The organism is Catenulispora rubra (genome assembly GCF_015356825.1).
GTDB lineage: Bacteria > Actinomycetota > Actinomycetes > Streptomycetales > Catenulisporaceae > Catenulispora > Catenulispora rubra.
The window spans coordinates 1-9,823 of record NZ_JAACYW010000381.1; the positions used below are offsets into that span (position 1 = coordinate 1).

Below are 9,823 nucleotides of genomic sequence, written 5' to 3' on the forward strand. Positions count from 1 at the left end.
CCACACCCACCCGACACCAGCCACCCGCACCCACACCCAAAGCATGACCGCCGACTTTCGCAGCTACCACACCAGCTTCAGCTCCTGGAGCGAGCCGTCACGCGGCACGACGCTGCGGCCCATCGTCCCCGTCTCCTGCGGTGCGAGTCGCAGGTTCGGCAGGCGCTGGGTCAGGGCCCGCAGCGTCGCGCGTGCTTCCTCGCGGAACAGCTGCGCGCCGACGCACGCGTGCGGGCCGTGGCCGAAGGAGACGTGGTTCGCCGCGCCTGATCCCGCGCCCGAGCTGGTCGGCCGGGTGATGTCGAAGGTGTCGGGCTGGTCGTGGACCTCCGCGTCGCGGTTCGCGGAGGCGAGCGCCACCAGCAGTGTCGCGCCGGCCGGGATCTCGACGCCAGCCAGCGTCACCGGGGCGGTGGTGATGCGGCGGACGCTCTGCATGGAGGTGTCGTAGCGCGTGGCCTCCTCGACGGCCGCCGGGATCAACTCAGGCTTCGCACACAGCAGTTCCCACTGCTCGCGGTGTCGCAGCAGATTGAGAACCATCGTGCCGAGCAGCGGGGTGGCGGTGATGAAGGCGGCGATGAACAGGTTCAGGACGTTCGAGGCGACTTCGTGGCGCTGGTCGAGGGTGAGCTCGCCATCGTCGTCGGGAACGAGCGCGCCGAGCAGCACGCTGGACAGGTCGTCGCGTGGCTCGGCGTGCCGGCGCCGGACGTGCGCGTCGATCATCGCCCGCATCTCGGCGAACTTCCGCGCGGCCTTGGCTTTCTGCTCGTCGCCGACCGGGAAGAAGTACATGATCAGCGCCTGCGTGGTGCCGTGGACCGCCTGCGCGACCTCCTCGGGCTCCAACCCGATCAGCCGGCCGATCGTCTCGCTGGCCAGGACGGCCGTGTAGCGGCTGACGAACTCGACGTGGCCGTCCCCGGCGAAGCCCTCGACCAGCTCCGCCGCCCGCTGCCCGATGAACGGCGTCACCTGCTCCACCCGCGCCGGCGTGAGCCCGGCGAGCAACGGCGCACGGTAACGCCGGTGCGCGGCGCCGTCGGAGTTCACCACGACCGGCCGGCCGCCGATGCTGTCGGCCAACTCAGCCCGCACCGCTTCCGGCAGCATCTCGTCGCGCGGCAGGGTGTTGGACGAGGAGAACACATCGGCGCGCCGCAGCACCTCCAGCACGTCGTCGTGCCGCGCGACCACCCACGCACCGACCGCCGGGACGAAAGCGGGGCCCGCACTCTGGCGGCCCTGGGCGAAGGCGGCGTACGGGTCCTGAAACCAGATCTCTGATTCGCTCATGGTTCGAGTCAACCGCAGCGGCGGAGGCTGGGGAACCTCCGCCGCCGCGGTCTCATGCGATCTGCACCAGAGCTAGTTCAGCGCGTAGTGCTGGAAGTACAAGAAGATCGACTTCCATCCGGACCCGACGTTCAGAATGTGCAGCTGCCCGCCGGAGGGGCCGAGGTCCAGCGCCACCAGGCCCTCGACCTCGTCGTTGGGCTGGACGTCCTGGGTGAACTGCTCGGCGGTGGCGCCGGTGGTGGGGTCGATCGTCCAGACCGACTTGTTGCCCGCGATGTCGGCCGAGGCCCACAGCTGTCCGCGCCACACCTTCGCGCCCTGGATGCGGCTCAGCGGCTGCGACAGCTTCACGGTGCGCAGGACCGGCAGGGCGGCGCCGGCCGGGAGGGTCAGCAGGTCATGGAGGCTGTAGACGACCAGGTGGTCGCTGCCGTCGGCGGCACTCTGGTTCCACGGCGCGGTGTAGACCAGGCCGGCCGCGGCGTCGACGGCCACCCACGGGACGCCGCCGGGCATCAGGTTCAGCGGCAGCTGCACGTACCGGCCGGTGTAGCTCAGGTTCGAGGCGTTGAACAGCGCCAGCAGCGGGTGCTGGTAGGCGCTGCCGTCCTCGATGCCGGTGATGACGTAGCCGCCGTAGTAGTCGTTGTCGCCGATGTGGTTGGAGCCGTACTGCGAGGACAGCTGGGAGGGGATGGCCGTGGCGTTCGACGTGACGTCGTTGATGCCGTTGACGGTGGCCTTGTCCAGGGAGTAGGTGCCGGAGAAGTAGTAGTAGGTGCCGTCGGTCGAGACGCCCTGGCCGCGCTCCAGCGCGGTCACCAGCGTCCAGGTCTGGTAGCCCGGTAGCCGGGTCCAGCCCGCGGCGGAGGCGGAGGCCAGGGGGAACAGGGCGAGCAGCGCGGTGGTCACGGCGACGCGCCACGACCACGGACGGTGCTTCATGAGGCAGGTGTCCTTTCTCGAACGTGGACGTGTGATCACGGCGGCTCAGCCGTTCGCGACCACGGCGCCGATGATGCGCGCGTAAGCCGCTTCGCCGGACTGGTTCGGGTGCAGCGGTGCGGCCAGGGACAGCGGCAGGTAGCCCTCGACCCAGCGCGAGCCTTCGCCCTGGCAGGAGTCGTGGCCGGCGCTGGGGGTGCGCACGTCTATGTAGGTCGCGCCGTTGGCGGCGGCGGTGGTGGCGATGGTGCTGTTCAGGTAGTCGACCTCGCTTTGCAGCCAGGTGGCGTCGGAGCCCAGCAGCGGTTCGAACGGCCAGCAGCCGCCGGCCTTGATGTAGAGCCCGTATCCGGTGACCAGGACGCGGGCCTGGGGCGAGCGCTGGTGGATTCCGGCGAGGACGGCGGCCAGCTTCGGAGCGAAGGCGTCGGTGCGCGCGGCGACCGAGTCGATGCCGTTGACCACGTACTTGCCCTCGCATGGTGCGGCGAAGGGGTTCAGCTGCTCGCAGTTCTGCGCGACGCCGACCAGGCCGACGTCGTTGCCGCCGATGGTGAGCGTGACCAGCGTGGTGTCCGGGGTCAGGGCGTCGAACTGCGGCGGCGCGGTGCCGGCGGGCACTCCGGCGATCGACAGCGGCTGCGGGTTGGTCATATGGAAGGTGCTGGCGCCGCTGCACGTCACGTCGCGCAGCACCGGGATGCCGATGGCGGCGGCCATGTCGTGCGCGTAGTTGTGGGTGGAGCGGGCGCAGGCGAGCTCGCCGGTGGGGTTCGGGATCAGCGGCCCGGAGGCCATCGAGTCGCCGAGCGCGACGTAGACCTGCGGGGTCGTGCCGGGCTGGGCCGTGGCCTGAGCCGTGGCCTGGGCCGTGGCCGAGGTCGCGGCGGTGGCGAAGACCGCGCTGAGCAGAGCGCAGAGCCCTGCGACGGCCTTGACGGTGCGAGACGCTTTCACGGTGGGTTTCTCCTCCGGGCTTCTGCACGCTGAGCGGGCGGATGGACGCTCTCGCCTGTCATCATGCAGACTCTTCGGGCACTGATTAACTGGACGGTGACCCAGACTTCGGCGGGGGATTCTGTGACGCGTCACAAAGCCGTCGAGGATCCGGGGGCGCGTCAAGGCGGTGCGGATGAACGGCGGCTGACGGCTCCGGGGCGCCCGGACGCGTTGCGCATCGGGGGCCGGCCGGTCGCCGCCGACCTGCGGGCGATGGCACCGGACCTGTCGCGCCGCGTCCTGGCCCGCCTGCTCGACGAGCTGCCGGTCTACGCGACGCTGCCCGGCGAGGAAGTCGCCGGGGACATCGCAGAGATCGTGCAGCAGTCGGTGCGGATGTTCGCCGACGCGGTCGAGGCGCGGCGCGTCCCGGACGAGACCGAGCTGGCTGCTCAGCGACGTTCGGCCCAGCGCCGCGCCGAGGAAGGCGTGCCGCTGGACGCGATCCTGGCGGCGTACCAGCTCGGCATCTCCATGGTGTGGTCCCAGATGTCGGCCGGGGCCACGCCCGCCGATCACACCGACCTGCGCGAGCTGCTGGAGATGCTGCTGGACATCCAGCGCCGGATCCTGTGCTCGGTCACGGAAAGCTACCTGGCCGCGCGGCGGGCGATCGACAGCGAGGAACACAGCGGTCGGCATGCGTTAATGGCGGCGTTACTCTCCGGGACGGAGCCGGACGGGACCGGGCAAGCGGCACCTCGCTACGCCGTGCTGACGCTGCATCTCGAACGCCATCCCGACGAGGACGCGGCCGCTCCCGGCGTCGCGGCACGTCGAAAGATCCGGCGCGTGCGGGAGGCGCTGGACGCTTTCTCGCAGCAGCCGTGCCTGACGGCGTTCCGGTCGGATCGTGGCACGGTCCTGATGCCGCTCGACGACGACACGGCAGTCCTGGACCACGATGAACTTCGAGCCCTGATTGCCGACGCGGCCGACACCGCCGGGGCTCCGCTGACGGCGGCAGTGGCCGTCGCCGACGTCGCAGAGGTGCCGACGGCGGTCGCACACACGGCCGAGATCGTCGATCTGGCTCGTGCGACGGGGCGTCCGCCGGGATTGTACCGGCTCGAAGACGTGCTGCTGGACTACCAGCTCAGCCGTCCGTCGGCCGCGCTGTCGGCGCTCGCGGCCCGGCTGGAGCCGCTGGCGGGCAAGCCGGAGCTGCTGACGACGTTGCAGACATACCTGCACCTGGACCGCGACCGGCGGACGACCGCCAACGCGCTGCACGTCCACCCCAACACCGTCGACTACCGACTGCGCCGTATCAGCGAGCTGACAGGGCTGTCGGCGCACCGCACCGAGGACTTGGGCGAGCTGCATGCGTCGTTGGTCGCGCGGCAGGCACTCCGCGAGCGCTCCTAGCGGAAGCACAGCAGAGGGAACTACAGGGCCTTATGGGCGAATTAGACGGCGGCGGCGACCGCAGCCAGACCGTCGCGGCGCTCGGCGGGATCCTCAAGGCCCTGAAGGCCCGGGGATACACCTTCGCGATCTGGGCCCGCTGAACGCCGGACCACCGCCCCGAACCGCCGCTACAGCAGGAGAGCCTGTCAGTCCCCTGCGTCAATCAAGCTCACCAGGTGATCCCCCGTCAGATCCAGCGCCGCCCGGCACGAGGCGTCGTCGCCCTCGTTCAGCCACAGCAGCGTCATGCCGTCCATGACCGAGATCAGGTAGCGCGCGATGACCGGCGTCGGCGCCTTCCAGGCCACGTCCAGCGACTCGATCAGGGTCGAGGCCGCGGCGATGTAGGCCTCGTACTGCCGTTTCGCGATCGTGGCGAGGCCCGGGTGCCGTAGCGCGTACTGCGTCAGCTCGTAGGTGACGCGGTGCTCCCCCGGGTTGGCGAGCACGTGGCTCCAGTACGTGTCCAGTGCCGAGCGCACCTTGTCCTCGGCGCTGCCGTCGCCGACCAGGACTTCGACGGCTAGGTCGAGGGTGTGCGCGGTGATGGTCTCGATGACGTTCTCCAGTAGTTCCTGCTTGGAGCGGAAGCTGTAGTGGAACGTGGCCAGGGCCATGCCGGCCTCCGCGACGATCGACCGCGTGGTGGCCTTGGCCACGCCGTCGCGCACCATCACCCGGATCGCCGCCTCGACGAGGAGTTCGCGGCGTTCGTCGACGGCTATGCGCGGCATGCGGTGATCCATCCCTATGTGCTCGGCGCCCCGACCGGCCTCGCCCGGACCGCGAGGCGGTCCGGGCGAGGCCAGGTGGGGTTTCAGTGGTGCTGGTCCTGGTGGTTACAGGGCGTAGACCTGGAACTGGTACAGAGAGTAACCCCAACCGGTCCCGCGTTGGACACCCTGCATCCGAACGTAGCGCGCGGTGGTGGCCGGGAACCGGTCGACCTCCTGGCCGCCGTGGCCGCTGGCCGTGGAGTAGACGGTCTGCCAGTGCGTGCCGTCAGTGGAGACCTCGATGTCGTACGCCTTGCCGTACGCGGCCTCCCAGTTGAGCATCACGCGTCCGACCTGGCGGACCGAGCCGAGGTCCACCTGCAGCCACTCGTTGTCGTCCCAGTTGCTGGCCCAGCGGTTGGCGCCGTTGCCGGTCACCGCGTTGCTCGCCGGGTACCCCGACTGGCTGCTGGAGGCGGTCGCAGTGCTCTGCGTCGCCAGGTCGGCGACGTTCGCCCCGCGGTGAGCCGGGTACTGCACGACCTGCTGGAAGGTCGGGCGGTTCTGCCAGTTGCTCTGGTTGTCGGTGATGCCGCCCAGCGGGTGCTGCTGGATGGAGTCGGCGCACCACTGGTCGCCGGCGGAGCAGACGGAGTCGGCCGGGTAGACGGAGCCCGCCGGGGTGGCGATCGCCGTGGACAGCGCGGACAGCAGCGCCGTGCGGCACTGCGTCAGGTTGCCGCCGCCGCAGTAGGTCTGCGCCAGCGGGCCCTGGACCGACTGGCCCAGCACGGTACGCAGGTCCTTGTCGACGTAGGAGTACCAACCGGACTGGAACGACGAGCCCTTGTGCGACACGCCGGCCTCGGAGCCCCCGTACGGGGAGTCGTCGACCGAGAGCACGCCGGTCATCGCCGAGTACAGGCCGCCGCCCAGGCCGGGCTGGAACTCGGCCTGCACCAGCAGCGGCCACCAGGCGTCCATGATCCGGATGGCGTCGGAGTCGGCGTAGGTCTTGCTGCCGGCCGAGGTCTCCTTGCGCTTGACGCCGTCGGCGAGCCAGGTCTTCAGCTCGGCCACGGCACTGGCCTGCGTGGGATCGGTCGGCGTGCCGACGATCTGCAGGATCTCCGGCAGCAGCTTCTCACCGCGCAGGTCGGTGAGGGCCGCGTCCTCCATCGCCTGGGCCAGCGAGGCCCGGGTAACCTTGGTGCCGGAGTTGATCAGGCCCTGGATACGCTCGTCGAGCAGGTTGCTGCGGTAGATCGAGCCGTCGCCGAAGCCGGAGGTCGTGTAGTTCAGCGCGATCTTGTTGTTCCACGACTCGTAGTAGTTCTGGTCGACGGAGTTCGGATGCGCCGCGAACGGGGTGTTGGCGACCGTGTTCGTGCTCGGATCCCAGTTCAGCCACTGGTGTGCGGCGTCGGCGGCGATCGGCAGGTTCGGGTCGTCGTTGGCCGGCCGCGTCGGGTTCAGGCCCGAGTTGTAGTAGGCCGTGTGCTGGGAGTCGACGTAGAACCAGTTGAACGTGTAGGTGATGTTCGAGGCCGCCTGCTGGAAGCCGGCCGGGCCGGTCACCACGCTGGGATCGTTGAACATCTGGAAGCCGACGATGGTGTCGACCTCGTGTTGGTACGTGGAGCGCAACGAGGTGTACGCGACGGGTTTACCGCCGACTGTGGCGCGCGCCTGCACGATGCCGAAGTTGGTCCGGAACGCGATGAGTTTGTACGAACCGGCCGGCGTGCTGTCGGCGATGGTCGGGCTCCAGGAGTCGTCCCGCTCGATCTGCTGCATCGGTGTGCAGACGCCGTTGTAGAGGTAGGCGGTGGAGTCCTTGGTGGCCGGCGTGCCGTCGGTGTTGCACAGCGTCACGGCGAAGGTGTCGATGATGTCCTGGCCGGCCGAGGTGGCGCTCCAGGAGTAGTCGGCGCCGCGGCCGAGCTCGACGTAGAAGTTCAGGCCGGCGAAGGCGGCGCCGCGGGCACTGATGCCAGGAGCCTGAATCTCCTCCAGCATGAGCAGCTGCGGGGCGAAGTAGCCGGTCTGCGGGCCGAAGACGGCGACCGGGTTGCCGGTGTCAGTGTACTGACCTGAGACGACCAGGGCGTTGGACATGCCGCGCTTGGTCTGGAACAGACCGGCCGGCAGGACGCCGTTCCCCATCGAGTTCGTCTGCTTGCCCAGCGCCGGGTTGGCCTTGAGGTTGGCCTTGGACGTCGCCGACTTCGCCGCGGCCGAGCCGGTGGCGGTCGTCGCGGCGGTGGTGCTGGAGGCGGCCGAACCGGTGGGGTCGAAGACGATCTGCTGTGGCGTCACCGAGCCCGGGTCGGGCATCGCCACGCCGGAGGGGTTCGCCGGGGTGCCGTTGAACGGGAACGACTGGCCGTTGTGCAGCGTCAGGTTGGCCTCGGGGTCGTTCTCCTCGCGGAAGGAGTTCCAGACCGCGTCGCCCTGCGCGACTCCGTACTTGGCCTCGGCGGCCTCCTTGACCAGCGCGGAGGCGACCTGGTCGCCGCCGCCGGCGCCGAACAGCGCGCCGATGACCGTGCCGATCGCCACCAGGTCGGTGGGCTGGAAGTTCTGGATGCCGTCGCCGGTGAAGACGTTGGCGTTGCCGGTGAGGTCGTACTCGCCCGGGAAGTCGTCCCCGGCCTTCACGTCGGCGATGTACTGGTTCAGGCCGGCCAGGTAGTCGGCCATGTCCTGGTAGGCCTGCGCGCCGCGCGGGCCGCTGTTCTTCACGCGGTCGACCTGGGCCTGCAGATCGGGCTCGGTGTAGGCGCCGTTGAGGAAGAAGTTCTGCTCCAGCTGCCGGTTGCCGGCCGCGCCGCCGGCGAATCCGCTCAGCTCGCCGCGGCCGACGTGCCGGAAGACGTCCATCATCCACAGCCGGTCCTGGCCCGCGGCGTATCCGGCCCCGTATTCGCCCCCCGAGCGGGTGGTGCCGTAGATGTGCGGGATGTCCTGCTGGTCGCGGGTGATGGTGACGTCGCTGCGGCCGCCGGGACTCAGGGTGCTGCTGACCTGGTTGGCCGGGACGCCGAAGGAGGAGTTGTTGAAGAAGTTGCCCAGCGTGCCGTTGGTCAGGCCGGTGTACCCGTCCACCAGGCTTGCGTATTTGCCGAGCTGGTCGTCGGTGTTCGCCGGCCGGTTGCCGGTGGCCTTGAACCACAGGATCTGCGCGGTCGTGGCGCTGCCGTTCTCGCCCGGCGGCAGGATGTCGTTGCACTGGCCGAGGCAGTAGTCGGCGGCGCCGGAGGCGGAGACGGCCGCCGCCTTCGCCCTCACGGCTCCGGCGGAGGCCGCCGAAGCGGTCACCGCGGGAACCGCGAGGGCCCCGCCCACTACCAGCGCGGTCACCGCCGCGGCCATCGTTCGGGCACGGATGTGCATGCTCGGTCTCCTTCCGGGATGTGTGGCGCGGCGCACGCTACTACCGAGTAACACGTTGCGGAAGAGTTTCCGAACAATCGACTGGGTCAGTTGACCAGGTTCGGTCACCGCCCCGGATCGTCATCGATTCCTGATAAAGGATCCGGTCATGAGAAGTACCTGGTGAACGGCCCGGTATTCGCCCCGACGCCCTGGTTGAAGGGGTTGTCCAGGTTGTAGACCAGGATCAGCATGAACCCGATCAGCGCGGCCAGTCCCATCACCATGCCGATGTGGGTGAAGCGTTGTTCGATGCCGTAGATGAAGGTGAGCGCGACGGTCAGCAGACCGCCGAGGACCAAGCCGACCCAGAGCACTGACGGCATGCGTTTCTCGGTGTCGTCCAGGCGGCCGCGGCGTGCGTCGGCCAGGTTGCTGAGTTGTGTCGTGGCGTCGGAGAGCACGGCCTGGCGGGCCGGGGTCGTGGCGTCGGCGTTCAGGAACGAGGTGCGTAGGTTCGTCAGCAGCTGCCAGCCGTCGTCGCCGACCTCCTTGCCGGCGCGCATGGCCGGAAACTCGGTGTGGACGACGTAGTCGGAGTAGGCCGTGGCCGCCGCCTGGATCTTCGCCTGGTCGGCGGGCAGCATCGCGGCGCCGAGCAGGTAGGCCTCGTGCAGGCTGCTCGCCTCGGTCGCCACATGGCCCTCGGCGCTGTCCTTGTCCTCCCACACCGATACCAGGGCCAGGGCCAGGATCAGGGCGAACATCACGCCGACCATCATCGTCACGTAGCCCGCGACGTCCTCCCGTTCTTCGTCCTCCTTCCCCGGGAACACCTTGACCCGCACCAAAAGGCCGAGCGCGCCGATGAGGCCGGCCACGGCCACGACGATCAGACCACTGATCACATTGGACATTCGCCGCTCCCGCGGGTCTATTTCCGGCGCGCCGCGAGCACCGCGGCGGCGCCGGCTGCCGGCATCATCATGACGAGGAGGAACAGAGAGGTCTTGACTCCGGGGCGCGGGGGGTGCGCCAGAGCGGGCTGGGCCGGGATGGTCGTGTGTGTCGGGGAC

The 9,823-nt window shown here is 69.5% G+C and carries 7 protein-coding genes; 1 reads left to right on the top strand and 6 read right to left on the bottom strand.

The window, feature by feature from the left end:
• Nucleotides 1-63: 63 nt before the first annotated feature.
• The 3 genes from GWK61_RS49525 to GWK61_RS49535 form a co-directional block, all read right to left on the bottom strand.
• The gene (locus GWK61_RS49525) at nucleotides 64-1,299 is read right to left on the bottom strand and encodes a cytochrome P450 (protein WP_194920708.1); all 1,236 of its coding nucleotides are present in this window, start codon (nucleotides 1,297-1,299) and stop codon (nucleotides 64-66) included.
• Between the two features lie 72 nt (nucleotides 1,300-1,371).
• Nucleotides 1,372-2,247, bottom strand: coding sequence for a hypothetical protein (locus tag GWK61_RS49530; RefSeq protein ID WP_194920710.1), 876 nt, complete (start codon nucleotides 2,245-2,247; stop codon nucleotides 1,372-1,374).
• A 45-nt stretch (nucleotides 2,248-2,292) separates the two neighbouring features.
• A complete protein-coding gene (locus tag GWK61_RS49535) occupies nucleotides 2,293-3,204 on the bottom strand; it encodes an SGNH/GDSL hydrolase family protein (RefSeq protein ID WP_323748121.1) in 912 nt (303 codons plus the stop codon).
• A 63-nt stretch (nucleotides 3,205-3,267) separates the two neighbouring features.
• On the opposite strand from GWK61_RS49535, the gene GWK61_RS49540 reads away from it, so the two are divergent.
• The gene (locus tag GWK61_RS49540) at nucleotides 3,268-4,614 is read left to right on the top strand and encodes a PucR family transcriptional regulator (RefSeq protein WP_194920713.1); all 1,347 of its coding nucleotides are present in this window, start codon (nucleotides 3,268-3,270) and stop codon (nucleotides 4,612-4,614) included.
• Nucleotides 4,615-4,802: 188 nt separating this feature from the next.
• Here the strand turns inward: GWK61_RS49540 and GWK61_RS49550 are convergent, their stop codons facing one another.
• From GWK61_RS49550 to GWK61_RS49560, 3 genes are all read right to left on the bottom strand, one after another.
• Complete coding sequence (locus GWK61_RS49550; protein ID WP_194920714.1) at nucleotides 4,803-5,390, bottom strand: TetR/AcrR family transcriptional regulator; 588 nt, start codon at nucleotides 5,388-5,390, stop codon at nucleotides 4,803-4,805.
• A gap of 105 nt (nucleotides 5,391-5,495) precedes the next feature.
• Nucleotides 5,496-8,768, bottom strand: a complete 3,273-nt coding sequence (locus GWK61_RS49555) for a penicillin acylase family protein (RefSeq protein WP_194920717.1) — start codon at nucleotides 8,766-8,768, stop codon at nucleotides 5,496-5,498.
• A gap of 146 nt (nucleotides 8,769-8,914) precedes the next feature.
• The gene (locus tag GWK61_RS49560; protein WP_194920719.1) at nucleotides 8,915-9,664 is read right to left on the bottom strand and encodes a bestrophin-like domain; all 750 of its coding nucleotides are present in this window, start codon (nucleotides 9,662-9,664) and stop codon (nucleotides 8,915-8,917) included.
• Nucleotides 9,665-9,823: the final 159 nt, after the last annotated feature.

Excerpts from the sequence above, each read along its gene's own strand:
- GWK61_RS49550 (WP_194920714.1), bottom strand. The coding sequence starts at position 5,390 with ATGCCGCGCATAGCCGTCGACGAACGCCGCGAACTCCTCGTCGAGGCG.
- GWK61_RS49555 (WP_194920717.1), bottom strand. The coding sequence starts at position 8,768 with ATGCACATCCGTGCCCGAACGATGGCCGCGGCGGTGACCGCGCTGGTA.
- GWK61_RS49525 (WP_194920708.1), bottom strand. The coding sequence starts at position 1,299 with ATGAGCGAATCAGAGATCTGGTTTCAGGACCCGTACGCCGCCTTCGCC.
- GWK61_RS49540 (WP_194920713.1), top strand. The coding sequence starts at position 3,268 with ATGCAGACTCTTCGGGCACTGATTAACTGGACGGTGACCCAGACTTCG.
- GWK61_RS49560 (WP_194920719.1), bottom strand. The coding sequence starts at position 9,664 with ATGTCCAATGTGATCAGTGGTCTGATCGTCGTGGCCGTGGCCGGCCTC.
- GWK61_RS49530 (WP_194920710.1), bottom strand. The coding sequence starts at position 2,247 with ATGAAGCACCGTCCGTGGTCGTGGCGCGTCGCCGTGACCACCGCGCTG.